A 22,858-nucleotide genomic window follows, 5' to 3' on the forward strand; every position below is an offset into this window, starting at 1 on the left:
TATATACCAAAAGTAACTTACCAATCGTAACTTAAGCCCAGCCTAACCCTAAACGGGAGTTTTTGTCATGCATGCGTTGATTGTTGTTGCCCATCACGACCCGCAATCCCTCACCCACAGCGTTGCCGCGCAGGTGGCCGCCGGCCTCGGCGCATCCGGCCACACGTTCGAGATCGCCGACCTTGCCGCCGAAGGTTTCGACCCACGCTACAACGCCGCTGACCATGCGGTCCACCGCAACCGCGCCACGCCTCCGGCCGACGTGCTGGCCGAACAGGCGCGCCTCGATCGCGCCGACGCCCTGGTGCTGGCGTTCCCGATTTATTGGTGGTCGCTGCCGGGCTTGCTCAAGGGCTGGATCGACCGCGTGTTCGTCAATGGCTGGGCCATTGAGTACGGCCCCGATACACCTGTGGTGAAAAAATTGCGACACCTGAAAGTGCACCTGCTGGCCCTGGGCGCAGCGGATGACGATGCCTTTGATCGGCATGGCTATGCCAAGGCGATGCGCACGCAGATCGACTACGGGATTTTTGATTACTGTGGCGCGCAGGTGGTGACGTCAGAATTGTTGCTGGAGTCGGAAAGCGGCGGGGCGCAGGCGCACCTCGACAAGGCCAGGGCTGTTGGGCGGGGACTGTTCGAAACCGAGGCGGTTGCCGGTTGATTCAACCTTCGCGAAACAGGTCGTGGGCGTCCAGCAGGCGGTAGGCGATTTCCGGACGTTTTTCCAGGCCTCGGCGGATCGCGGCCGGGATCGATTGGCGGGTCTTGCGGCACATCCCCGGCAAATCGTCGATGACGATCTGAATCCCGCGCATGCTCTTGACCTCGGTATGGCCAGGTGCGATATGCACGCGGATGCCCAGTTGCTGGTACATCAGCTGTTGCATGCGCTCCAGGTCCTGCAGGCTCTTGAGGTCTTCAAGACGGTCGAGCAGCTTCTTCTCTTCCTGGCGCGTGAGCTGGAGGATGCGCTGGTCGGCGCCCGGCGTCTCCAGCAGCTGTTCGCGGTCGCAGACGCAGGCGCCGGGTGGGCAGGGTTGGCGAATGATCATGTGCAGAGCCTCCCCATTCCGACGCGGACGCTTTAATAGCTCAGTTGGACCCCAAGACTGCCCAGCGCCTTCCAGTACTCAGGATAGGTCTTGGCCACGCAGTCCGGGTCCTGGATGCGGATACCCGAAACCTTCAGCCCGGCCAGGGCAAAGCACATGGCAATGCGGTGGTCGGCGTGGGTGTCGATCAGCGCGGTGCACGAGGTGCCGGCCAGCGCAGGATCACTGGCTACCAACAGGTCATCGCCTTCGATGGTCGCCAAGCCCGGGCGGATTTCGTTGAGGCCGTCATGCAGTGCCTGCACACGGTCGCACTCCTTGACCCGCAGGTTGGCCAGCTCGGTGAAACGCACCGGCGTGTTATTGAACGCCGCGAGCACTGCGAGGGTCGGGATCGCGTCCTGCATCTGCGAGCCGACCACTGTGGCCTGCATGTTCGGAAACTGTGCGATCACGGCCTGGGCCTTGGCGTCCGGCTGGGTGAAGTCCTGCGCCGCCACGCCGATGTCGATGCGGCCTCCAGTCAACACTTGCGCGGCCCACAGGTAAGTGGCGGCGGAGGCGTCCGGTTCGATCAGGTAGTCGTGGGCGGTGTAGCCGGTCGGGGCCACGCGCCAGGTGGTGTCGTCGACCGCTTCAACCTGGGCACCGAAGGCGCGCATGCAGTCCAGGGTCAGGTCGACATAGCCACGGGCACCGATGTCCTTGCCGGTCAGCGCCACTTCAATCGGCGCTTCGCCGCAGGCCGCAAGCATCAGCAGGGCCGACACGTACTGGCTGGACAGGCCGCCGTCGATCTCGAAGCGCTTAGCCTTGATCTTGCCCACGCCGTGCACGGTGACCGGCGGGCAACCGGTCGGGCTGTCGACCAGGATGCCGTTCTGGCCGAGGGTCGCCAGCAACGGGCCGATCGGGCGTTTTTGCATGTAGTCGTCGCCGGTCAACACCACGGTGCCTTCGACCGTGGCCACGGCAGCGGTGAGAAAACGCATGGCGGTACCGGCGTTGCCGAGGAACAGCGGTTGTACCGGCAGGTGCAGTTTGCCGTGGCCAGTGACGACGAAGGTGGTGTCGTCCGGCTCGTCGATGGTCACGCCCATCTGGCGCAGGGCCACCGACATATGCCGCGTGTCGTCACTCTTTAGCGCGCCGCTGAGACGGCTGGTGCCCTTGGCCAGGGCCGCCAGCAACAGGGCACGGTTGGTAATGGATTTGGAGCCGGGGGGCGCGACCTTGCCATTGAGGGGGAAGTTGGGCGGTGTAACGGTCACGGTTTTCTGCGAACTCAAGGTACAGGGCTCCTGATCAAGGCAAGGTCGGCGGGCGGACCCGAATAATCGGCCAAAGCGGCGGTGCTTGTCGAGCGCGCGGTCGCAGACGCTGAAATTTACTGGGCGGTGTACATCAATTCCAATTGTAGGAGCTGGCTTGCCGGCGATGGCGGCCTTACGGTGTACATATCCGTCTCTTTGGTAACGGCGGCTATTGGTTCCGCTCTTACAGCGGCTCACTTTTGATAGAGCGCAAAAGTAAGCAAAACGCTCCTGCCCCAACACTCGGCACCTCGCCTAGGCTCGGTGTGCCCGTAATTCGACAGTGATTTGGGGGGCCACCACCACGCGCCATCCATGGCGCGGGGCGGCTAAACCGGCATCCCTGCCGGTTTACCCCCCAAATCCCTGCCGAATTCCGGCCAGCGTGTTTGACGGGGCGCCTAAGATCAAAATCAAAAGCCAGAGCACAGCGGCCTGAGAGCCGGCTTGAGTGGTGTAAAGCAAAGGCGAATGCAAACGCGGACCCTGTAGGAGCCGGCTTGCCGGCGATGCAGGCGCTTCGGTCCTTCAGATACACCTATCGCTGTGCCAACCAATAATCATGCAGCGCCCGCGCAGCCGGTTCGATTTCACTGACGCGCTGCTGGTGCGCCTGTACATCCAGGTCGGCCGGCAACTCGAAGTTGTCCTGTTCGGCACACCAGGAAATCTTTTCCAATTGCCCGGCCTGTTCGGCGGGCAGTTCCGGCCAGTTACCGATGGCGGCGCCACGGATGTAGCCAAAGCACCATTCTTCGGCGAGGGTCACGGTGTGGCCCTGGTGTTCGGTTTCGTCGAAGCGCGCCTTGAAGCCTGTGGCGTCGGTGGCCAGTTGCCCGGCCAGGGTGTTGATATGGCGTACGCACAGTTCGAGGAAGCGTTGCGCTTCGTCCATGTTGTCCCATTCCGGGTTCTGGCCGCCCCAGATTGCCGGGAACCACTCCGCCACGTCCACCTGCACCGGGCTGGACACCAGCGCGGTGAAGTAGCCGTCGAGTTCGGCCAGGTTCAGCACCGAATGGTCGTCGCCGTATTTAAGCAAAGTGTCTTCGATGAACTCGAATTCAGCGGCGGTGAGGGGTTGGGCGTGCATGGGCATATCCTTTAAACGTCGAGCGCCGCGAATGGGGCGGCTTAAAGCGCGAAGGATGGCGCTTGGGCCCAGCCCTTTCAAGGTCTTTAGGTAGAACAGGCGATAAGTACCCTGTGGCGAGCGGGCTTGTCCCGCGTTGGGCGGCGAAGCAGCCCTGAAACCCGCAGCCGAAGAGTACCTGACGCACCGCATTCTTCCTTCCAGGGTCGCTTCGCAACCCAACGCGGGACAAGCCCGCTCGCCACAATTGCCGTGTTCACCCTTAATGGGAGGGCATCAGTCAGATATGGCCGGCTTTTTTCCAGCAGTTTCCATGCGTTGGCACAGCTTGCTCACGCACACCGCGCCGACCACCGCGAGGATGATCGGCACCAGGAAGTCATGGTCGATGCGGGTGAATTCCGCCACCAGCACAATCGCGGTCAGTGGCATGCTCATGCTGGCGGCGAGGAACGCCGCCGCGCCGATGATTGCAAACGCACCGAGGGGCACGCCGGGCCACACCAGGCTCCAGGCGCCGCCGAGGATGATCGCCAGTAACGCGCCATTGGCCAGGCCGGGGGTGAGCAGGCCGCCTTCGGCCCCGGCGCGCAGGCTGCTGGTGGTGATCAGCACTTTGACCACCAGCAACAGTGCGGCCAGGCCGATGGTCAGTTCATTGTCGAAACCCAATTGCGCGGGGCCTTTGCCATTGCCGAGGATTTGCGGCAGCAGCATCGCCAGGCCGCCGATAACGCTGAAGTTGATCAGCGCCAGTACCGGCAGGCGCCAGCCTCTGGCGGCGTTTGCCCTTGCTGCGCCGGTCAGCCGGGTGAAGGCATAGGCCGCCACGCCGAATACCGGCCCACACACCACGGCCCAGGCGATCAGTGCCGGGCTCAACACGAAGTGCGGCACGACGTATTGCGACTCCGCTCCCAGCCCGATCCACGCCACCGCCGCGCCAATCGCCGAGGTCGCCAGCGCAATCAGCGCCGCCGGCCAACTGAATGCGCCCACCAGCACTTCCAGTACAAACACCGCGCCGCCCAACGGCACGTTGTACACCGCCGCCAGCCCGGCACCCGCGCCGCAGGCCACGATCAGTCGGTGCATGGACGGCTCGAGGCGTGCACGCTGGGACAGCCAGGTGGCGGCCAGTGCACCAACCTCACGGGGCGCCACTTCACGCCCCAGCGGCGAGCCGAGAGCCACGGTGATGATCTGCAAAAGCGCGTGGGCGAGGGTGGTCTTGGGCGGCATGATCGGCATCTGTTCCGACACCGCCTGCTTGATGCTCACCAGCGGGCGCCCGTAGCGATAGAGCGTCCACCAGCCCAACCCGGCGACCAGGCCGCACACTACCAACACCTGCAAACGGCGCTCCGGCGCGGCGGCGGTCACGCCCCACAAAAAGGTTTCATGGCTGACCAGGCTGTCGAGGCTGTAACCGTACGCCAGGTGCTGAATACCGTGCAGCAGCAGGGCCAGGAGCATGCCGCCCAGGCCTGCGCCAATACCGGTCAACACCACCATCAGGGCAAGAATCAGCGACGAACGCAACGTGGACGGCATAGACGGCTCCAGGCAAGGGCCCTGATTGTATAGCCGATAAGCCGGGCCTCCGGGATGAAATGTATCGGCGCTGCATGAACCTTGCGCCCACAACATTCCATTACGTTTGCCCGTCCCGCTTTTGGCCGATGTGCCGTCACACACACTTGTTATAGTTCGGGCCTTATCACTCGCCAGTCAGGGATCACTGCCATGTCCGAATACCAAGCTTTCGTCGTCGAACTCACCGGCAACGTTGCCCATGTGCAGATCAACCGCCCGGAAAAGATCAACGCCATGAACGCCGCGTTCTGGACCGAAATCATCGACATCTTCCAGTGGGTCGAAGACACCGACGCCGTGCGCGCCGTGGTGCTCAGCGGTGCCGGCAAGCATTTTTCCTCCGGTATCGACCTGATGATGCTGGCCTCGGTGGCCAATGACTTTGGCAAGGATGTCGGCCGCAACGCACGCCTGCTGCGCCGCAAGATCCTTGAGTTGCAAGCCTCGTTCAACGCCGTCGACAACTGCCGCAAGCCGGTGCTGGCGGCGATCCAGGGTTACTGCATCGGCGGCGCCATCGACCTGATCAGCGCCTGCGACATGCGCTACGCCGCTGAAGGCGCGCAATTCTCGATCAAGGAAATCGATATCGGCATGGCCGCCGACGTCGGCACCCTGCAGCGCCTGCCGCGCATCATCGGCGACGGCATGCTGCGCGAGCTGGCCTACACCGGTCGCCAGTTCGGCGCAGAGGAGGCGCGCAGCATCGGCCTGGTCAATCGCGTCTATCCCGATCAGGACAGCCTGCTGGCCGGCGTCATGGAGATTGCCCATGAAATCGCCGCCAAATCGCCGATTGCGCTCACCGGCACCAAGGCCATGATCAGCTACATGCGTGACCACACGGTCAATGACGGCTTGGAATACGTTGCCACCTGGAACTCGGCTATGTTGCAATCCAACGACCTGCGCGTGGCCATCGCGGCCCATATGAGCAAGCAGAAACCCGAATTCGTGGATTGACTGACATGACCCCAGGCTGGATTACCACAACGCTGCTGGACAACGACACCCCTGGCGGCTGGGCCGTCGCCCGCAGCCGCGACGGCTTTTTGCATGACACCAACGGCCCGTTGTTTCCCCGGGAATGGCTCAAGCGCCAGGACCTGTCGGTGTTTGCCGAACACGGTATCGGCCACCTCGATGGCGAGCCGGTGTACCTGCTGGAACTCGATGCGGCGGGCGAAGTGCCGGGCTGCAGTTGGCAGGGCCTGCGCGGCTTCATGCTGCAAGGCGATCACACCCTGTACAAAGTGCTGGGCTATGCCGCGCAGATCGGCACCTGGGCACGCGAGCACCGGTTCTGCGGCAGTTGCGGCCAGGCCATGGTCCAGGTGCCACGGGAACGCGCGATGCACTGCCAGGCCTGCGACCTGCGCAGCTACCCACGGATTTCGCCGAGCATGATCGTGCTGGTGACCCGTGGCGACGAGATCCTGCTGGCGCGTTCGCCACGTTTTGTCAGCGGGGTCTACAGCACCCTGGCAGGGTTTGCCGAGCCGGGTGAGTCGGCCGAAGACTGCCTGATCCGCGAGGTCCGCGAAGAGGTGCAGGTGGAGGTCAAGAACATCCAGTACATGGGCAGCCAGTGCTGGCCGTTCCCGCACTCGATGATGCTGGGCTTCCATGCCGAGTACGCCGGTGGCGACATCGTGCCCCAGGTCGATGAGATCGAGGACGCGCAGTGGTTCAACATCCACGACCTGCCGCCGTTGCCGGCGTCACGTTCGATTGCGCGTTACCTGATCGACCTCTACCTGGCCCGCCGTCTAGGCCACGCTGAACCAGTGCTGCCAGGCTAGGCGCACGGTCAGGCCGAGGACCACGGTGATGAACACCGGGCGAATGAATTTGGCGCCACCGCTGATTGCGCTGCGGGCGCCAAAGAACGCGCCGCACATCACCGAAACGCCCATGGCCAGGCCAACGATCCAGTCCACCGAACCATTGATGATGAACACCGTCAGCGCCGCCGCGTTGCTGACGAAGTTCATGCTGCGCGCCACGCCGCTGGCCTTGACCAGGTCGATGGGGTGCAGCAGCATCGTGCTCACGGTCCAGAACGCTCCGGTGCCCGGACCGGCAACGCCATCGTAGAAGCCCAGGCCGAAGCCCTGGGTGGCCTGCCATTTCTTCTTGATCGGCGCGTCGGCATCCAGCGGCGCCTTGGGTGTGCCGCCGAACAGCAGGTACACGCCACAGGCGAACACAATCACCGGCAGCATCTTGTTCAGGGTCTCGGCCGGCAGGTAGTGAGCGACGACGGCGCCGGTCAGTGCGCCGATCAGCGTGCCGAAGATGGCGTGCACCCATTGGCGCGGGTGGAACAGTTTGCGGCGATAGAAGGTAAAACTCGCGGTGGCCGAGCCGAAGGTGGAACTGAGCTTGTTGGTACCCAGTACCAAATGCGGTGGCATGCCGGCGGTGAGCAGGGCGGGGGTGGTCAGCAGACCGCCACCACCGGCGATGGCGTCGATGAAACCGGCAATGAAGGCAACCACCGCCAGGATGGCGAGAGTGGTGAGGTCTACGCTGAGTTCGAAGGGCATGGGCAGGGCTTATTCTTGGCGGGCGCTATGCGAAAGGCCGCCATCTTACTCGCGGGGACTCAGCAAATCCAAATGTGGGAGGGGGCTTGCCCCCGATTGCGGTGTTCCAGCTAACTCATCTGTAGCTGATTCACCGCTATCGGGGGCAAGCCCCCTCCCACATTGTTACTGCGTCGACTTACGATCGATGTGTGTCGATCCACTCCAGCGCCGTACGCCAGATACAAATCCCGAGGAAATACGCCGACATCACCGACCACAACCCAAACGTCCACGGGTTGGTGTTCGGGTAGTCCACCACCATCAGGAAGCTGCACAGCAACCAGATCGTGGTCACCGCGATATTGATCGGCATGAACCGCTTCACCCGGAACGGATGCAGGAACTTCATCGGTGTCACGGTCAGCAGGGCCAGGCCGATCACGGTGAGCAAGGTGACCCAGGCTTCCGGCTGGATGATATACACGCACAGCGCCACCACGTTCCAGGCGGCGGGGAAGCCGACGAAGTAGTTGTCCTTGCTCTTCATGTTCACGTTGCAGAAGCAGAACAGCGACGACACCAGGATCACCGACACTGTAAACAGGTGGGTGAAGTCCGGCAGGTCGATATAGCGGTAGATAAACAGCGCGGGAATGAACACATAGGTGAGGTAATCGATCACCAGGTCCAGCACCGAGCCGTCAAAGCTTGGCAATACCGTGCTGACATTCACCCGGCGCGCCAGTGAACCATCGACCCCGTCCACCACCAATGCCAGGCCCAGCCACAGCAGGCAGGCCTTCGGCGAGTTTTCCAGCAGCGCCAGGGTGGCCAGGAAGGCCAATACCACGCCGGTGGCGGTAAAGCCGTGGGCGCCCCAGGCTTTGAGTCTGGCTACATGCAGGGTCGATATCACGGGCGGTTCTCCAAAAGGTGAAACGGGGCAGCCGACAACGTGACGCCGTCGAGTCTGGCCGGGGAATGCAGGTATCGACCGGGAAGGGGGTAAGAAGGTTCACCGCCCCGGCGTATCACTTAGCGTAGCAAGCGTAAGACGTTTCGGCATCAGCCCTGGCGGAACACCAGGGCCTTCAAGCCACTTTGCGGGTCGATGTCGGGAAACTCCGGTGGGTTTGCCAGGCGTTCAACGAAGTGCAGGCCCGGTGCTTCGCGGGTGACGCCGTCGATCAGGAAATCTTCGCCGAAGGCCGGGTCGTTCATGCACGCCAGCACCGTGCCCTGCGGCGTGAGCAAATCCGGCAGGCGGCGCAGCACGCGTTGGTAGTCCTTGGTCAGCAGGAAGCTGCCTTTCTGGAACGAGGGCGGGTCGATGATCACCAGGTCGTAGGGGCCGCTGTTGGTCACTTTGGCCCAGGACTTGAACAGGTCATGGCCCAGGAAACTCACCTTGCTCAGGTCATGACCGTTGAGACGATGGTTGTCGCGGCCACGGCTCAAGGCGCCGCGGGCCATGTCCAGGTTCACCACATGCTCGGCGCCGCCTTCGATGGCCGCCACGGAAAACCCGCAGGTGTAGGCAAACAGGTTGAGCACACGCATGCCCCTGGCCTGTTCGCGCACCCAATTACGGCCGTAGCGCATGTCGAGAAACAGCCCGCTATTCTGTTTCTTGCCCAAGTCGATCAGGTAGCGCAAGCCGCCTTCGACGATGATTTGCTCTTCGACGGGCTCGCCCGCCAGCCATTCGGTGGTGCTTTGCGGCAGGTAGCGGTGTTGCAGGGCAACGGTATAACGGCCGAACTGGCTGTGCAGCAGCTGTTTCAAGGCGTCCAGTTGCGCAGCGTCGGGCTCCTTGAACAACGACACCAGCAGCACGCCTTGCAGCCAGTCCACCGTCAGTTGCTCCAGGCCCGGCCAGCAGCGACCACGGCCATGGAACAGGCGGCGGGTTTCGCTCGGTGGCGTTTGCAGGGCGGCGAGCAAATGAGCGTGCAGGGTGGCGAGTGCGTCTGGGTTCATCGTTAAACGTCAGTCATTGAGCGGGCGGCATTTTAAACACAGTTGCAGGGTCGTGGGTGGCTTGAGCACAACGTGCTGCGAAAAAGCCATGGCGCAGTGATTCATGCTCAAAATGCTGAAAACAGCGCCTGATAACAGGCAAAACATCCTCCGGCGCCGACATAAACTGGAAAAAAAGCCCGGAGGTGCCCATGAACGGTTTCACGAAAGCGCTGATTGACCAGCAAGAGCTGGATGAATGGCGCGACGCCCTGGCCTCACTGGTGGCCAACGCCGGCGCCGCACGGGCACGGCAAATTCTCGACCTGCTGGCCCAGGATGCCAGCGCCCCGCACATCGACTGGAAACCGCGCCACGACACGCCCTACATCAATAGCATCAGCGTCGAGCAGCAGCCGGCGTTCCCTGGCGACCTCGCCACCGAAGAACGCCTGGCTTCACTGGTGCGCTGGAACGCCCTGGCCATGGTGGTGCGCGCCAACCAGGCCTATGGCGAACTCGGCGGGCACATCGCCAGTTACGCCAGCGCGGCAGACTTGTTCGAGGTGGGTTTCAACCATTTCTTCCGTGCCCGCAGCGACGGCTTTGGCGGTGACCTAGTGTTCTACCAGCCGCATTCCGCGCCCGGCATTTATGCACGGGCGTTCCTTGAAGGCCGCTTGAGCGAAGCCGACCTGGCCCACTATCGCCAGGAGATCGGCGGGCCCAAGGGTGGCGCACGTGGCCTGTCCAGCTATCCCCACCCCTGGCTGATGCCGGACTTCTGGCAGTTCCCCACCGGTTCCATGGGGATCGGCCCCATCAGTTCGATTTTCCAGGCGCGCTTCATGCGTTACTTGCAACATCGCGGCTTGCAGGACACCACCGACCGCCATGTCTGGGGCGTGTTTGGCGACGGCGAGATGGACGAGCCGGAAAGCATGTCCGCCCTGACCCTGGCCGCCCGCGAAGGCCTGGACAACCTCACGTGGGTGGTCAATTGTAACCTGCAACGCCTCGACGGCCCGGTGCGCGGCAACGGGCGCATCATCGATGAACTGGAGGCCTTGTTTGCCGGCGCCGGCTGGAACGTGATCAAACTGGTCTGGGGCTCGGACTGGGATGCGTTGCTGGCCAAGGATGCCGATGGTTCGTTGGTCAACATTTTGTCCAATACGGTTGACGGCCAATTCCAGACCTTCGCCGCCAAGGACGGCGCCTACAACCGCGAGCACTTCTTCGGCCAGAGTGACTCCCTGGCCCGGCTGGTCGAGGGCCTGAGCGATGAACAGATCGACCGTCTCAAGCGTGGCGGCCATGACATGGTCAAGATTCACGCGGCCTACCACGCGGCGCGGCGGGTCAAGGGCAAGCCCACGGTGATCCTGGCCCAGACCAAAAAGGGCTTCGGCATGGGTGAGGCCGGGCAGGGCAAGATGACCACGCACCAGCAGAAGAAGCTGGATCGCGATGCGTTGATCGCCTTCCGCAACCGCTTCCAATTGCCGCTGAGCGATGAACAGACCGAATCCCTGAGCTTTTTCAAACCGGCAGACGACAGCGTTGAGCTGCGCTACCTGCACCAGCGGCGCACCGCATTGGGCGGTTACGTGCCCAGTCGACGCCAGGTCGCCGGGCCCGTTACCGTGCCGGCCGTAGCGGGCTACGCCGGTTTCGCCACGGCCGCCGACGGCAAGGAAATGTCCACCACCATGGCCTTTGTGCGCATGCTCACCAACCTGCTCAAGGACAAAGCCCTGGGCCCACGCATTGTGCCCATTGTCGCGGACGAAGCGCGCACCTTCGGCATGGCTAACCTGTTCAAGCAGATCGGCATTTATTCCAGCGTGGGCCAGCGCTACGAGCCGGAAGACATCGGCTCGATCCTCAGCTACCGCGAAGCCACCGATGGGCAGATTCTGGAGGAGGGCATCAGCGAAGCCAGCGCCATCAGCTCCTGGGTTGCGGCGGCCACCAGTTATTCAGTCCACGGCCTGCGCATGTTGCCGTTCTACATCTATTACTCGATGTTTGGCTTCCAGCGCGTCGGCGACCTGATCTGGGCCGCTGCCGACCAGCGTGCCCGTGGCTTCCTGCTCGGCGCCACGGCCGGGCGCACCACCCTCGGTGGCGAAGGCTTGCAGCACCAGGACGGCAGCAGCCACCTCACCGCTGCCACCGTGCCCAACTGCCGTGCCTACGACCCGGCGTTTGCCGGTGAATTCGCGGTGATCCTCGACCACGGCATGCGCCAGATGCTGGAGCACGATGTGGACGAGTTCTACTACGTGACCCTGATGAACGAAAACTACCCGCAGCCGAGCCTGCCGGAAGGCGTGGAGGCGGCGATCATCAAGGGCATGTATTGCTTGCAAGGTACGGCCGACGCCAAGGTACGCCTGTTGGGTTCCGGCACGCTGGTGCGCGAGGCGCAAGCGGCGGCGCAGTTGCTGGCGGAGGATTGGCAGGTGGCGAGCGAGGTGTTCAGCGTGACCAGTTTCAGCGAACTGGCGCGGGAAGCGCGGGAGGTGGAACGCTGGAATCGCTTGCATCCGCAGCAGACGGCACGTGTCAGCCACTTGGCTGAATGCTTGCCCAAGGGGGCGCCGGTGGTGGCCGTGTCCGACTACGTGCGGGCCGTGCCGCAGATGATCGGTTCGTATCTGGATTCCAGCTACACCGTGCTTGGTACTGATGGGTTCGGGCGCAGTGATACGCGGGCGGCGTTGCGCGATTTCTTTGAGGTGGATCGGTATCACATCGTGCTGGCGGCACTGACGGCGTTGGATGCGCGGATGTGTCAGCTGGCGATTGAGAAGTACGGCTTACAGACGGAGCGTGCGGCGTCCTGGAACTCCTGACAGGCGCAAATCAAAATGTGCGGGCTGGTTTTTAGAGGGTCGCTATCAGGGCCGGCCCAAACGCTTCCTTGAGGAAACCTGGGGCGATATAGCGCTCGTAGTGCGCTTCGGACAGCAGGAAAAACTCGCGGTCGATGGCATCCCGCAGGTCGGCCAGCGGGCGCTCACGAAACTCCGGCAGCAACACCAACCCATACGCCTCCAGCCTGGAAATCACCCGCGCGCCACGGGCAATCAGCTGGTACGCCCAGCAATATGGCGATTGGTGCGGCATAAAGCGGATCTTGCGATTTTCCAGTTGCTGGCGCAGCAGGTGCGCGTCGAACACTTCCAGCTTGCTGGCCATCACCTGCACCAGCAGTTGCTCCAGGCGCAACCACACCGCCTGTTTTTCTTCGGCGTTGTAGCCGTTCCACTGGATCACTTCGTGGTGATAGCGCTTGCAGCCCCGGCAGACCAGGTCTCCGTAGACGGTGGAGCACAGGCCGACGCAAGGGGTCTTGATGGTTTGATTGGGCATAAGAGGCAATTTGCAAAGATTTATCGCGCACCGCAACCCATGTGGGAGGGGGCTTGCCCCCGATTGCGGTGCATCAGTCACTGAAGCTTGAGCTGAACGAATGTCATCGGGGGCAAGCCCCCTCCCACATGTGGAGTCAATCCCAGCTCAGCGCGCCGCCAGTCTGGTACTCGATCACACGGGTCTCGAAGAAGTTTTTCTCTTTCTTCAAGTCCATGATTTCGCTCATCCACGGGAACGGGTTGGTCGTGCCTGGGTACTCTTCCTTCAAGCCAATCTGCGACAGACGACGGTTAGCGATGAACTTGAGGTAGTCCTCCATCATCGCCGCGTTCATGCCCAGCACACCGCGCGGCATGGTGTCGCGCGCATATTCAATCTCCAGTTGAGTCCCTTGCAGGATCATCTGGGTTGCTTCTTCCTTCATCTCGGCATCCCACAGGTGTGGGTTTTCGATCTTGATCTGGTTGATCACATCGATACCGAAGTTCAGGTGCATCGACTCATCGCGCAGGATGTACTGGAACTGCTCAGCCACGCCGGTCATTTTGTTGCGACGGCCCATGGAAAGGATCTGGGTGAAGCCGCAGTAGAAGAAGATGCCTTCCAGGACGCAGTAGTAAGCGACCAGGTTGCGCAGCAGTTCTTTGTCGGTTTCGACGGTGCCGGTTTCGAACTTCGGATCGGAGATCGAGCGGGTGTACTTCAAACCCCAGGCGGCTTTTTTAGCGACCGATGGGATCTCGTGGTACATGTTGAAGATCTCGCCTTCATCCATGGCCAACGATTCGATGCAGTACTGGTAGGCGTGGGTGTGGATCGCTTCTTCGAAGGCCTGGCGCAGGATGTACTGGCGGCACTCCGGGTTGGTGATCAGGCGGTACACGGCCAGCACCAGGTTGTTGGCAACCAGGGAGTCGGCGGTGGAGAAGAAGCCCAGGTTGCGCATGACGATGCGACGCTCGTCGTCGGTCAGGCCTTCGGGGTTTTTCCACAGGGCGATGTCGGCGGTCATGTTGACCTCTTGCGGCATCCAGTGGTTGGCGCAGCCGTCGAGGTACTTCTGCCAGGCCCAGTCGTACTTGAAGGGTACGAGTTGGTTGAGGTCGGCGCGGCAGTTGATCATGCGCTTTTCGTCAACGGCGACACGGGCGGAGGCGCCTTCGAGTTCGGCGAGGCCTTCGGCGACGTCGAGTTTGTCGAGGGCGGCCTTGGCGCGGACGATGGCGGCGGAGTCGTTGGCGGTCACGTTACGGGCTTCCAGCGCAGCAGCGGCGCCGGCACCGTCGAGGCGGTCCATGTTGGCTTCGCTGGCGTGGCCGGCGTTGGCGCCCTTGATCACCGCTGCACCGGTGTCTTCGTTGTCGACTTCATCCCAACTCAGCATGGAAATGCTCCTTCCTGGTATTCGAAAAATAAGTGTTTTTGCAGGCTTCAAGGCATTGAAATACTGCGCATAGTGTGGTCGATAAATACCGATACTGCACACTATGTAGTGGTCTGTTCTGTTTGTGGGCACACTATATGGTGTGTAACAAGACTGGTCAACGTGCAGGAATCACGCAGGCCTGCTTTAAAGGCTGATCTTGATCTGCGCGCACAACCCACCTTCCGGCCGGTTGCTCAACGTCAACGAACCCCCGATGGCCACCACCAGTTGCTGGGCAATCGCCAGCCCCAGGCCGGTGCCGCCGGTGCCGCGGTTGCGTGAGCTTTCCACGCGGTAGAACGGCTGCATCACCTGCACCAGTTCGTCCTCGGCAATGCCCGGGCCGTTGTCGAGCACCTTGATCGACAGTGCACCATCGGCCGTCGAACCGACCTCCAGTTGCGCGGCGCCGGCGAACTTGAGGGCGTTGTCCACCAGGTTCACCAGCACCCGGCGCAGGGCGTGGGGGCGCGTGTCGAGTACGACCGCGCTTTTGCCGCTGAGGCTCACCTGTTTGTGCATGTCCTGGTAGTCGAACACCAGGCTGTCAAGGAAGGCGTCGAGGTTGATGCGGTGGCTGGCTTCGGTGGCGCCGTGGACGCTGCGTGCGTAGGCCACGCCCTCGCGCACAAGGTGCTCCATCTCGCCAAGGTCGCTCCAGAGTTTGTCGCGTTCGGCACAATCCTCCATGAATTCGGCGCGCAGTTTCATGCGCGTGATCGGGGTTTGCAGGTCATGGGAAATCGCCGCGAGGATCTGCATGCGCTCCTTGAGGTATTCGGCGATGCGCTGTTGCATGGCGTTGAACGCAACCGCAGCGTGGGCCACTTCGGTGGGGCCTTTTTCGTCCAGCGGCGTGGGATGGGCGTTGGGGTCGAGGGTCTCCACGGCGCGCGCCAGGCGGGTCAGCGGGCGGATGGCCAGGCGCACGGCGAACCAGGTGCAGCCCAGCAGCAGCGCCAGTTGCAGCACCAGCACCACCGGCAGCCAGTACGCGACGGGCAGGGCGGCGGGACGTACGTCGAGGGTGATCGGGCTGCCATCGGCCAGGGTCAGGTGTGCCTGAAAGTGCTTCTGCATCCCGGGGATGTCGCGGAAGGTCAGCGCGTAGTGTTCACCCAATGCATCGGCAATCGAGGTGGCGGCCATGGGCACGTCGTCGCTGCGCATCGGCTCGCCGGTTTCGCCGGCGTTGAGCAGGTAGCGATAGTTTTGCCGGTCGAGACGCGGCAGCCAGCTGGCGCGCTCGTTGGCGGGCAGCCGGTCAAGGATCGCCACCGAGGTGGCCACGTCGTTTTCCAGGTTGCCCAGCATGACGGTGCGCGCGCTGATATAGCGCTCATAGAACTGCGCACTGAAGGACAAGCCATGGGCGCACACCAGGCTGATCAGGAAGATCAGCGACAACTGCGACGCCAGGGTACGCGGCCAGCCAAACCTTAAGGTCATTGATCGGCCCCGAGGATTTCCACCGGCAGGGAGAACACGTAGCCCTCGCTGCGCACGGTCTTGATGTAGGCCGGTTCGCGGGCGTCGTCCAGCAGGCGTTGGCGCAGGCGGCTCACCAGCAGGTCGATGGAACGGTCGAACAGATCGGCGTCGCGGCCCTGGGTCAGGTTGAGCAACTGGTCGCGGTTGAGCACGCGTTGGGGGTGATCGAGGAACACCCGCAGCAGGCGGTATTCGGCGCCGCTCAGGGCGACCAGCGTGTCGTCTGCGTCGAGCAGGTGGCGGGCGGTGGTGTCCAGGCGCCAGCGGCCGAAGCGGATCAGCCGCCCGGTCTCGCTGACTACCAGGTTCGGCGGCAGCATTCGTGTGCGGCGCAGCACCGCGTTGATGCGCGCCAGCAGCTCACGAGCGGCGAACGGCTTGACCAGGTAATCGTCCGCGCCCATTTCCAGGCCGATGATGCGGTCGGTTTCATCGTTGCGTGCGGTCAGCATCAACACCGGCGTGGCTTTGTGCTTGCCCACCCGCAGCTCGCGGCACAGCTGCAAGCCATCGTCGCCGGGCATCATGATGTCCAGCACGATCAGGTCCACCGGGGTGGTGTCGAGGAAGCTGCGCATCTGGCGGCCATCGGCGACCACGGTGGTGCGCATGCCGTTCTTTTTCAGGTAGTTGCCCACCAGTTCGCGGATCTCCCGGTCGTCATCGACGATCAGGATGTGATCGACATGATCCATGCTGCCTCCCTCGTTAAATGCTCGTTGGGGCGCAGTCTAGCCATTGGCGACGGACTTGCCTTGTGCCCTTTGTATTGCAGTGTATCTGGCGATAAGGAGATACATGACGAGGCAAAAATACCGGCGTGAACGCCTACAGGGTGCGCGAAGCCCCCGGCAACAGGGCTTCAAACACTTGCTGCACCTGGGGATCATCGCTGTGGGCCACGTTGAAACGCATGGCGTCACGGTGCGTCGCGTCATAGCCAAACAGTGTGCTTGGCGCCAGCACCATGCCCTGTTTCAAACCTTCCTGGGCCAGTCGTTCGCCGTTCACGCCGGGCGGAAGGAGCGCCCAGATAAACATCCCGCCTTCGTAGCCCATCGGCAGTTCGCAGCCGCAACGCCGCAGCCATTGTTCGACCCGTCCACCGGCCTCCATCAAGCGCTGCACCATGCGTTTGCGGTGCCTGGCGTAACTGCCTTCGCTGAGCATGTGGTACAGGAGCTGCTCGAACAGCTCCGAGGTCACGCCGCCACTCATCAGCTTCATATTGGTCAGGTTGGCCGCCAGTTGCGGTGCCGCCACCACGAAGCTGACGCGGGCGTTGGCGCTCAGGCTCTTGGAGAAGCCCGACAGGTAAGTGACCTGGTCCAGGCCGGCGAGGGCTGCCAGGCGGGGCGGTGGGTTGGGGTGCAGGTCGCCGTAGAGGTCGTCCTCGACGATATGGCAAGCGTATTGCTGGGTCAGTTGCAGCAGGCGAAACGCCTGGCCGGGGCTGAAGGTATGACCGGTCGGGTTTTGCAGCACGCTGGTGGTCAGGTACAGGCTGGGGCGATGTTCGGCCAGCAGTTGTTCGAGGGCTGTGAAGTCAAAACCGTCGGGACGACGTTGGATCGTCACCACCTTGACGCCGTGCAGCGCCAGGTTGGCGTGGAAGTTGAAATAGCACGGCGTGTCCAGCAGCACGGTGTCGCCGGGGCGCGCCAGCAGGCGCATCAACATGTCCAGGCCTTGCACCGTATTGGGGGTAGTGATGATCTGTTCTACCGAGACCGACAAACCTTCGCCGTGCAGTTTCTGTTGCAGCGCCTGGCGCAACGGCAGCAGTCCGGCCGGCGTGCCCATCCCGGCGATGCGCAACGACGGCGCGCGCACCACGCTGCGCATGGCTTGGCGGATCGCTTCGCTGTCCAGCCAGGCCTCGGGCAAGTGACCACCGCCGGGGCGCAGGTCGCCGTAGACCGTGGCAAGGGGGCGGCGCAAGACGCTCAGCAGGTCCTGGGGCAGCAACTCGACCCAGGCGGCCAGGGCCGGGCGGACGCGGTCCGCGGCGACGAAATAGCCGCGGCCTTGGCTGGAGGTGAGCAGGTTGCGCCCGCGCAGGCGGTCGAGGGCTTCGTTGAGGGTGAACTTGCTCACGCCCAGGGTCTGGGTCAGTTCACGCACCGAGGGCAACTTGCTGCCGGGTGCCCATTCGCCGTTTTCGATGGCCTGGCTGAACGCCTCGACGATCTGTTGCACTTTGGGGGTGCCCTCTACAAAGGCGATGGCCGATACGAACATAAAGCTTCCTTATCTTTGCCGGTGATTTTACCGGTGAAGTTCGGGCGGATTAGGCCTCACTTTACCTGCCTTGCGCAACGCCGACTGCCTAGACTGCGCGCTCTATTCCTCAGGTCTGTGGCCATGACAAGCGTGTTGACCCTTTCGTCGTTTCTGTACTTTCTGCTGTTTTGCGCCACCATCACCTTCAGCCCCGGACCCATGACCCTGCTGCTGTTGAGCCTGGGCCTGCGCGACGGCCTGCGCCGTTCGATCCCGGCGCAGATCGGCGCCAGTGTGTCGTACCTGATTTCGATCCTGATCTTTGCCGTGGGCTTCTCGGAGTTGATCAAGGGCAACCTGGCGATCACCCAGGGCATCCAGCTGGTCGGCGTCGCCTACATCCTCTACCTGGCCTACAAACAGTGGACCAGCAGCGGCCTGGCGCTGGACCGTGCCGGTGCGGTGGAGGGCGCGCGCAGCCTGTTCGGCAAGGGCTTGCTTACCGGGTTTTCCAACCCCAAGGCCATCATCCTGTTCAGCGCGGTGTTCCCGCAGTTCGCCGGCGTGGGGGGGCACAGTTCGGCGGTGGACATTGGCATTCTCGGGCTGACGTTCCTGTTGCTGCAATTCGCCAGCGGCTGCCTGTATTGCTACTTCGGCCAGCGCATCAAGCACGTCTTGGAAAACCCCAGGCGGCGTGTGCTGTTGCAACGCATCACGGCTGTTTTGCTGTTGGGCGTGGCGTTGATGCTGGCGCGGGGCTTTGCCCACTGAGCTTATGAGCGGTAGTGGCGAATTGCCGGTGCGCTGATAGACTCCTGGCATTCACTCAGGATTTCCCCCCTCCCATGTCAGCTGCAGAAGGAAACGGACTTCCGCTCGCTTCACGGCTGTACAAATCCCGCACCCTCGGGCTGACGCTCGGTTTTGTCTGCGTGGTGTTCGGGATGTATCCCCTGGACCCCGCCTGGTGGGTGTGGGCCTGGATGGTGATCAACGCGTTCATCTGGCCGCACCTGGCGTTTCAATTGACCTTGCGCACCACCAACGCACTGCGCAGTGAACGGCGCAACCTGCTGTTCGATTCCTTTTGCGGTGGCTTCTGGGTCGGCGCCATGCACTTCAACCCGCTGCCCAGCGTGACCACGCTGTCGATGATGACCATGAACAACGTGGCCATCGGCGGTCCGCGCTTCATGCTGGCGGGGTGGCTGGCGCAGGCGCTGGGTATCGGCGCGGCGCTGCTGATCTTCGCGCCGGCATTCATTGCCGTGACCAGCCAGGCGCAGCTCTACGCCTGCCTGCCGATCCTGATGCTGTACCCGTTGGCCCTGGGCTGGATCTGCTACCGCCAGGCGGTGACCCTGGCCCGCCACAAGCGTGAACTGTTGGTCCTGAGTCGCACCGACAGCTTGTCCGGCCTGCTCAACCACGGCGCCTGGAAGGACCACCTTGAGATCGAGTTCCAGCGCTGTCGCCGGGATTCGGTAGGTGCCGCCATCGCGCTGATCGACATCGACCATTTCAAGACCATCAATGACACCTACGGCCATGTCACCGGCGATATCGTCCTGCGCCAGCTGAGCAAAGTGCTGCGCCAGAACCTGCGCGCCACCGACCTTGCCGGGCGTTACGGTGGCGACGAGTTCTGCGTGATCCTGCCGGGCATGCCGCTCAACCGCGCCACCGAAGTGATGGACGCCTTGCGCGATCGCTTCAACGCCTTGGCCTACGCCCAGGACCCGACCCTGCGCGCCAGCCTGAGCATCGGCCTGGCGCCGTATCAACCGACCCACGCGGATTCGACCAGTTGGCTCAATGACGCCGACCAGGCTTTGTACGACGCCAAAAGCAGCGGGCGCAACCGTGTCAGTGCGGTGCAGGAGGGTTGGTTGCGATCGGTCTAGTGGGGTAGGGTGTCTCGGCACCTCCAACAAAAAACAAGGATCGGTTCATGCTCTTCACTTTCCGCCGTACCCTCCTGGCCGCCACCCTGGCCATGTCCTTCGCCGTGCCGGCCTACAGCGCCGAGCCCCATAAACAGATCCAGGCCCAATCCGAACAGTACAAGGCCGACGCCCTGAAACTGCTGGAGCGCCTGGTCAATATCGACTCGGGTTCAGGTTATGAACCGGGCCTGACCCAAGTGCGCGACATCGCCGTGGATGAGTTGAAACAGCTGGGCTTCTCCATCGAGCTGGTGCCGGACAAGGCCGCCAACAACAGCCACGTGGTCGCCACCCTCAAGGGCACCGGCAAAGCCAGAATCCTGCTGATGGCCCACATGGACACCGTGTTCAAGGAAGGCTCTGCCGCCGAGCGCCCGTTCCACATCAAGGACGGCCGCGCCTATGGCCCCGGCGTGATGGATGACAAGGGCGGCATCGTCGCCGGCATCTACGCGCTCAAAGTCCTCAAGGACCAGGGCTTCAAGGACTACGCGCAAATCACCTTCCTGCTCGACGCCAGCGAAGAAACCGGCTCGGACGCCGCCTCCGAGCTGATCCGCCAAACCGCCAAGGCCCACGACGTCACCCTCAACCTCGAACCCGGCCGCCCGGCCGATGGCCTGGTGGTGTGGCGCAAAGGCAGCGCCACCGCCGTGGTCGAAGTCAAAGGCAAAGCCGCCCACGCCGGCGTCGCCCCGGAACTCGGGCGCAACGCCGCGATGGAAGCGGCGCACCAGATCCTGCAACTGGGCAAGCTGGGGGATGCTGATAAGAAAACCACCATCAACTTCACCGTGATCAAGGCCGGCGACCGCACCAACGTCATTCCCGACCAGGCCACCGCCAAGGCCGACGTGCGCGCGGCATTGCCGGAAGAGTTTGACCGCATCGAGAAAGACCTGGCACGGGTGTCGGCGAACAAACTGATCCCCGAAACCGAAGTGAAGACCAGCTTGCAGCGTGGGCTGCCACCGATGCCGCAGACGCCGGAGTCGGACAAATTGGTGGCGATTGCCCAGGGGATTTATGGGGAGTTGGGCAAGACCTTGACGATCGAAGGCAGTGGCGGCGCGGCGGATGCCAGCTTGTCAGCCGGGGTAGGGACGCCGACGTTGGATGGGTTTGGGATTGTCGGCGGGAATATTCACACACCGGAGGAGTATGCGGAGGTGGAGAGTGTGGTGCCGCGGGTTTATTTGCTGAGTCGGATGATTATGGAGCTGAGCAAGCGCTGATTTTCTCCTGATTGACACCCTCTTGTAGTGAGCAGGCTTGCCCTGCGTTGGGCTGCACAGCAGCCCCAAAACAGACAATGCCGGTTTACCTGAAAATACTCATCGCCTGGATTGGGGCCGCTTCGCGGCCCAACGCGAGCAAGCTCGCTCGCCACATAAGCGGGTATCGCGTCCTTTGGCACCGGTTAGATTTTTTCATTTTTAATTTTGGAGGTTCTATTTTTAAGTGTTGACACGACATGCCTCAACCAAGTTAGGCCGTCGGGCCATTCGCTGCGATAATAATAGTAGCAACCTATATCGCTGAATAAATAAGCTTCCAGCTCTTGCTCTGTCTTTCCGCTGCGCATTAGCTTATCTAGTTCTGTTTGTACTTTTAATATCGTGTCTTCAGATGAATCGGAGATGAAAAACTCAATAACATCGTCTGCTTTTTCGTGGTCGTCAACCCAGTCTTGATTGAAGTAACCAGCAAGAAACTGTTGTAGTTCGGGATAGTCTTGGTTCATGGGTTTGGAAATCCAGTATGAATTCGGTAGCCAGTATGCATGTTATGGTCTCTACGGATTATTAGGTAAACTTCCTTTCCCGAGACGGATGTTGTGCTGTTCTTTTTAAAGCTTGTGCCTACGGGGTATTCGGTTTTTTGAATGATGACGATTTGATTGTTTTTTCCTTTTAAAAAGTTATCGATTTTGGCTTTGTTTTTATCCAGTGCGGTCGATATTTCCAGCTCTGCTGTTGCTCTGTCGTGGAAGGTTGAGGCGGCTGGGATGTGTGGCTCTTGTTGTGGTGAGCAGGCTTGCCCTGCGTTGGGCTGCGCAGCAGCCCCAAAACAGACAGTGCCGGTTTACCTGAAAATACTCATCGCCTGGATTGGGGCCGCTTCGCGGCCCAACGCAGGGCAAGCCTGCTCGCCACAGAGGGGTTGTGTTGCCTTGGAGGGCGGTGTTTGGTTTACCAGGTTGACTGGTCTTCGAGGCTGGCTTTTTGGAGGTCTTCTTTCCAACTGATTTGAGCGAGTTGATATACATCCACTAAGAATTCTCTAGGGTTTTCAAGTTTGTACCATTCTTCTCTTGGCCATGACGCGGCCTCATCTTCATTTATATCGAATAAGCTCTGGAAGTCATAATTTTCATTGTTTAGGCTGCTTTCTAGGGCCTTGATCAAAACGTATTTATGCCTGTAAGAAAGGTAGCTTAAATTCAGGGCGTAGTTTTTTATGAGGCGCTCTCGGTCGGTTCTTTCGTTTGGGTTATATTTCTCTAGGTCTAGACCTAACCCTTGCTCTTGATCATATATATCAAATACACCAATGAACCATTTCAGGCTCGGATCGAACGGCTCATTTAAAAATGGGTTTTTCAACATTATTTTTTCTCGGCTGGAAAGGCGGTAAATGGCCTGGTGTTATCTTTCTTATCAAATTTCACGTTGGATGGGTTTGGGATTGTTGGCGGGAGTATTCATACGCCGGAGAAGTATGCGGAGGTGGAGAGTGTGGTGCCGCGGGTTTATCTGTTGAGTCGGATGGTTATGGAGCTGTGCAAGCGCTGATTGAAGCTTTTTTGTGGTGAGCAGGCTTTCTCTGCGTTGG

The 22,858-nt window shown here is 61.6% G+C and carries 22 protein-coding genes and 1 pseudogene; 8 read left to right on the top strand and 15 right to left on the bottom strand.

Going from position 1 to position 22,858, the window contains the following annotated elements:
* Nucleotides 1-67: 67 nt before the first annotated feature.
* Complete coding sequence (locus NL123_RS14275) at nucleotides 68-667, top strand: NAD(P)H-dependent oxidoreductase (RefSeq protein WP_248481827.1); 600 nt, start codon at nucleotides 68-70, stop codon at nucleotides 665-667.
* 1 nt (nucleotide 668) lies between these two features.
* Here NL123_RS14275 and NL123_RS14280 read toward each other — a convergent pair whose 3' ends face one another.
* The 4 genes from NL123_RS14280 to NL123_RS14295 form a co-directional block, all read right to left on the bottom strand.
* On the bottom strand, nucleotides 669-1,058 hold the full coding sequence (locus NL123_RS14280) for a hypothetical protein (protein ID WP_248481825.1): 390 nt from the start codon (nucleotides 1,056-1,058) through the stop codon (nucleotides 669-671).
* Between the two features lie 32 nt (nucleotides 1,059-1,090).
* Nucleotides 1,091-2,347 carry a 3-phosphoshikimate 1-carboxyvinyltransferase gene (locus NL123_RS14285; protein WP_248481823.1) on the bottom strand — a complete coding sequence of 419 codons (1,257 nt, stop codon included), beginning with the start codon at nucleotides 2,345-2,347 and terminating at the stop codon, nucleotides 1,091-1,093.
* Nucleotides 2,348-2,909: 562 nt separating this feature from the next.
* The gene (locus NL123_RS14290; protein WP_494358059.1) at nucleotides 2,910-3,464 is read right to left on the bottom strand and encodes a UPF0149 family protein; all 555 of its coding nucleotides are present in this window, start codon (nucleotides 3,462-3,464) and stop codon (nucleotides 2,910-2,912) included.
* Nucleotides 3,465-3,740: 276 nt separating this feature from the next.
* Nucleotides 3,741-5,018, bottom strand: a complete 1,278-nt coding sequence (locus NL123_RS14295; protein ID WP_494358060.1) for a chloride channel protein — start codon at nucleotides 5,016-5,018, stop codon at nucleotides 3,741-3,743.
* A gap of 192 nt (nucleotides 5,019-5,210) precedes the next feature.
* Here NL123_RS14295 and NL123_RS14300 point away from each other — a divergent pair, with 192 nt between their 5' ends.
* Together NL123_RS14300 and nudC are read left to right on the top strand one after the other, a co-directional pair.
* Entirely contained in the window at nucleotides 5,211-6,023 is an 813-nt protein-coding gene (locus NL123_RS14300; RefSeq protein WP_248481819.1) for a crotonase/enoyl-CoA hydratase family protein, read from the top strand.
* Nucleotides 6,024-6,028: 5 nt separating this feature from the next.
* The gene (nudC, locus tag NL123_RS14305) at nucleotides 6,029-6,862 is read left to right on the top strand and encodes an NAD(+) diphosphatase (RefSeq protein WP_248481818.1); all 834 of its coding nucleotides are present in this window, start codon (nucleotides 6,029-6,031) and stop codon (nucleotides 6,860-6,862) included.
* On the opposite strand, the gene NL123_RS14310 is transcribed toward nudC, so the two are convergent.
* From NL123_RS14310 to NL123_RS14320, 3 genes are all read right to left on the bottom strand, one after another.
* Nucleotides 6,830-7,609, bottom strand: coding sequence for a TSUP family transporter (locus tag NL123_RS14310; protein ID WP_494358061.1), 780 nt, complete (start codon nucleotides 7,607-7,609; stop codon nucleotides 6,830-6,832). The genes nudC and NL123_RS14310 overlap by 33 nt on opposite strands.
* Before the next feature lie 178 nt (nucleotides 7,610-7,787).
* Nucleotides 7,788-8,507: a phosphatidylcholine synthase gene (pcsA, locus tag NL123_RS14315; RefSeq protein ID WP_248481817.1), complete on the bottom strand. Its 720-nt coding sequence runs from the start codon at nucleotides 8,505-8,507 to the stop codon at nucleotides 7,788-7,790.
* A gap of 149 nt (nucleotides 8,508-8,656) precedes the next feature.
* Nucleotides 8,657-9,571: a class I SAM-dependent methyltransferase gene (locus tag NL123_RS14320; protein ID WP_494358062.1), complete on the bottom strand. Its 915-nt coding sequence runs from the start codon at nucleotides 9,569-9,571 to the stop codon at nucleotides 8,657-8,659.
* A 191-nt stretch (nucleotides 9,572-9,762) separates the two neighbouring features.
* Between NL123_RS14320 and mdeB the strand changes: the two genes are divergently transcribed.
* The gene (mdeB, locus tag NL123_RS14325; RefSeq protein ID WP_494358063.1) at nucleotides 9,763-12,411 is read left to right on the top strand and encodes an alpha-ketoglutarate dehydrogenase; all 2,649 of its coding nucleotides are present in this window, start codon (nucleotides 9,763-9,765) and stop codon (nucleotides 12,409-12,411) included.
* Nucleotides 12,412-12,442: 31 nt separating this feature from the next.
* Here the strand turns inward: mdeB and NL123_RS14330 are convergent, their stop codons facing one another.
* From NL123_RS14330 to NL123_RS14350, 5 genes are all read right to left on the bottom strand, one after another.
* Entirely contained in the window at nucleotides 12,443-12,931 is a 489-nt protein-coding gene (locus tag NL123_RS14330; RefSeq protein WP_248481813.1) for a DUF1289 domain-containing protein, read from the bottom strand.
* A 136-nt stretch (nucleotides 12,932-13,067) separates the two neighbouring features.
* Nucleotides 13,068-14,318 carry a ribonucleotide-diphosphate reductase subunit beta gene (locus NL123_RS14335; RefSeq protein WP_093530333.1) on the bottom strand — a complete coding sequence of 417 codons (1,251 nt, stop codon included), beginning with the start codon at nucleotides 14,316-14,318 and terminating at the stop codon, nucleotides 13,068-13,070.
* 186 nt (nucleotides 14,319-14,504) lie between these two features.
* Entirely contained in the window at nucleotides 14,505-15,809 is a 1,305-nt protein-coding gene (locus tag NL123_RS14340; RefSeq protein ID WP_494358064.1) for an ATP-binding protein, read from the bottom strand.
* Nucleotides 15,806-16,546: a response regulator gene (locus tag NL123_RS14345; protein ID WP_248481809.1), complete on the bottom strand. Its 741-nt coding sequence runs from the start codon at nucleotides 16,544-16,546 to the stop codon at nucleotides 15,806-15,808. The genes NL123_RS14340 and NL123_RS14345 overlap by 4 nt, the downstream gene beginning before the upstream one ends.
* Before the next feature lie 133 nt (nucleotides 16,547-16,679).
* On the bottom strand, nucleotides 16,680-18,092 hold the full coding sequence (locus NL123_RS14350; RefSeq protein ID WP_494358065.1) for an aminotransferase-like domain-containing protein: 1,413 nt from the start codon (nucleotides 18,090-18,092) through the stop codon (nucleotides 16,680-16,682).
* A 123-nt stretch (nucleotides 18,093-18,215) separates the two neighbouring features.
* On the opposite strand from NL123_RS14350, the gene NL123_RS14355 reads away from it, so the two are divergent.
* The 3 genes from NL123_RS14355 to NL123_RS14365 all read left to right on the top strand — a co-directional run bounded on the left by NL123_RS14355 (nucleotide 18,216) and on the right by NL123_RS14365 (nucleotide 21,258).
* A complete protein-coding gene (locus tag NL123_RS14355) occupies nucleotides 18,216-18,848 on the top strand; it encodes a LysE family translocator (RefSeq protein ID WP_071495207.1) in 633 nt (210 codons plus the stop codon).
* Between the two features lie 74 nt (nucleotides 18,849-18,922).
* The gene (locus NL123_RS14360; RefSeq protein WP_248481802.1) at nucleotides 18,923-19,981 is read left to right on the top strand and encodes a diguanylate cyclase; all 1,059 of its coding nucleotides are present in this window, start codon (nucleotides 18,923-18,925) and stop codon (nucleotides 19,979-19,981) included.
* A 47-nt stretch (nucleotides 19,982-20,028) separates the two neighbouring features.
* Complete coding sequence (locus tag NL123_RS14365; protein ID WP_494358066.1) at nucleotides 20,029-21,258, top strand: M20/M25/M40 family metallo-hydrolase; 1,230 nt, start codon at nucleotides 20,029-20,031, stop codon at nucleotides 21,256-21,258.
* A 185-nt stretch (nucleotides 21,259-21,443) separates the two neighbouring features.
* On the opposite strand, the gene NL123_RS14370 is transcribed toward NL123_RS14365, so the two are convergent.
* From NL123_RS14370 to NL123_RS14380, 3 genes are all read right to left on the bottom strand, one after another.
* Entirely contained in the window at nucleotides 21,444-21,767 is a 324-nt protein-coding gene (locus NL123_RS14370; protein ID WP_494358067.1) for a contact-dependent growth inhibition system immunity protein, read from the bottom strand.
* Nucleotides 21,764-22,033, bottom strand: coding sequence for an RNase A-like domain-containing protein (locus NL123_RS14375; protein ID WP_494358304.1), 270 nt, complete (start codon nucleotides 22,031-22,033; stop codon nucleotides 21,764-21,766). The genes NL123_RS14370 and NL123_RS14375 overlap by 4 nt, the downstream gene beginning before the upstream one ends.
* Nucleotides 22,034-22,215: 182 nt before the next feature.
* Nucleotides 22,216-22,632, bottom strand: a complete 417-nt coding sequence (locus NL123_RS14380; RefSeq protein WP_494358068.1) for a hypothetical protein — start codon at nucleotides 22,630-22,632, stop codon at nucleotides 22,216-22,218.
* 57 nt (nucleotides 22,633-22,689) lie between these two features.
* Here NL123_RS14380 and NL123_RS14385 point away from each other — a divergent pair.
* Nucleotides 22,690-22,818: pseudogene (locus tag NL123_RS14385) on the top strand (glutamate carboxypeptidase); the annotation flags it as partial.
* Nucleotides 22,819-22,858: the final 40 nt, after the last annotated feature.

Source organism: Pseudomonas sp. FBCC-B1565, assembly GCF_059133265.1.

Excerpts from the sequence above, each read along its gene's own strand:
- NL123_RS14340 (WP_494358064.1), bottom strand. The coding sequence starts at position 15,809 with ATGACCTTAAGGTTTGGCTGGCCGCGTACCCTGGCGTCGCAGTTGTCG.
- nudC (WP_248481818.1), top strand. The coding sequence starts at position 6,029 with ATGACCCCAGGCTGGATTACCACAACGCTGCTGGACAACGACACCCCT.
- NL123_RS14330 (WP_248481813.1), bottom strand. The coding sequence starts at position 12,931 with ATGCCCAATCAAACCATCAAGACCCCTTGCGTCGGCCTGTGCTCCACC.
- NL123_RS14380 (WP_494358068.1), bottom strand. The coding sequence starts at position 22,632 with ATGTTGAAAAACCCATTTTTAAATGAGCCGTTCGATCCGAGCCTGAAA.
- NL123_RS14360 (WP_248481802.1), top strand. The coding sequence starts at position 18,923 with ATGTCAGCTGCAGAAGGAAACGGACTTCCGCTCGCTTCACGGCTGTAC.
- NL123_RS14275 (WP_248481827.1), top strand. The coding sequence starts at position 68 with ATGCATGCGTTGATTGTTGTTGCCCATCACGACCCGCAATCCCTCACC.
- NL123_RS14290 (WP_494358059.1), bottom strand. The coding sequence starts at position 3,464 with ATGCACGCCCAACCCCTCACCGCCGCTGAATTCGAGTTCATCGAAGAC.
- NL123_RS14320 (WP_494358062.1), bottom strand. The coding sequence starts at position 9,571 with ATGAACCCAGACGCACTCGCCACCCTGCACGCTCATTTGCTCGCCGCC.
- mdeB (WP_494358063.1), top strand. The coding sequence starts at position 9,763 with ATGAACGGTTTCACGAAAGCGCTGATTGACCAGCAAGAGCTGGATGAA.
- NL123_RS14350 (WP_494358065.1), bottom strand. The coding sequence starts at position 18,092 with ATGTTCGTATCGGCCATCGCCTTTGTAGAGGGCACCCCCAAAGTGCAA.
- NL123_RS14365 (WP_494358066.1), top strand. The coding sequence starts at position 20,029 with ATGCTCTTCACTTTCCGCCGTACCCTCCTGGCCGCCACCCTGGCCATG.
- NL123_RS14280 (WP_248481825.1), bottom strand. The coding sequence starts at position 1,058 with ATGATCATTCGCCAACCCTGCCCACCCGGCGCCTGCGTCTGCGACCGC.
- NL123_RS14300 (WP_248481819.1), top strand. The coding sequence starts at position 5,211 with ATGTCCGAATACCAAGCTTTCGTCGTCGAACTCACCGGCAACGTTGCC.
- NL123_RS14295 (WP_494358060.1), bottom strand. The coding sequence starts at position 5,018 with ATGCCGTCCACGTTGCGTTCGTCGCTGATTCTTGCCCTGATGGTGGTG.
- NL123_RS14335 (WP_093530333.1), bottom strand. The coding sequence starts at position 14,318 with ATGCTGAGTTGGGATGAAGTCGACAACGAAGACACCGGTGCAGCGGTG.
- NL123_RS14345 (WP_248481809.1), bottom strand. The coding sequence starts at position 16,546 with ATGGATCATGTCGATCACATCCTGATCGTCGATGACGACCGGGAGATC.
- NL123_RS14310 (WP_494358061.1), bottom strand. The coding sequence starts at position 7,609 with ATGCCCTTCGAACTCAGCGTAGACCTCACCACTCTCGCCATCCTGGCG.
- NL123_RS14355 (WP_071495207.1), top strand. The coding sequence starts at position 18,216 with ATGACAAGCGTGTTGACCCTTTCGTCGTTTCTGTACTTTCTGCTGTTT.
- NL123_RS14370 (WP_494358067.1), bottom strand. The coding sequence starts at position 21,767 with ATGAACCAAGACTATCCCGAACTACAACAGTTTCTTGCTGGTTACTTC.